Consider the following 580-nt stretch of genomic DNA (forward strand, 5'->3'; position numbering starts at 1 on the left):
CCGTACGGCGGTCTTCGCCTCGATCGCCGCCGAACTCGCCACCAGCGGCTGGTCCGACCGGCTGACGCTGACCCTGGTCGGCTTCGGCGCCGAACTCGGGGCGCTGGCCCCCACCCGCATCCGCCACCTGGACGGGGTCGCCGCGCTGGTGGAGACCATGACGGCCGAGACCGAGCAGCGGCGCGCCGCGCTCAGCGTCGCCGGCCACGACTCGGTGCTCACCGGCCGCACCGGTCAGGCCCAGCACACCCAGCGCGCCCCGCACCTGGTCCTGCTCGCGGCCGAGCCGGACGGCGAGCAGGCGACGCGGCTGGCCGAACTCGCCGCCGACTCCGGCCGGCTGGGCATCGGCTACCTCATCGGCACCACCCAGCAGCAGTTCCCCGGCGCGACCTGGGAACTCGACGTCACCCCCGACGGCACGCTGCGCGCCCCGCTGCTCGGCCTCGAACTCACCGCCCAGCGACTGCCGGCGGAGCAGCACCGGGCCGTGGTCGAACTCTTCGCCGCCGCCGACCCGGACGGCGTCACCCCGCCCGGCCGCGCCGACGGGCAGCGGGCCCCGTTCCTGGTCGACATC

General features: G+C 76.4%; 1 pseudogene. It reads left to right on the top strand.

The window, feature by feature from the left end:
* A pseudogene (locus tag KUM32_RS36730) lies at positions 1-580 on the top strand (hypothetical protein); the annotation flags it as partial.

Source organism: Streptomyces sp. AC627_RSS907 (assembly GCF_019049165.1).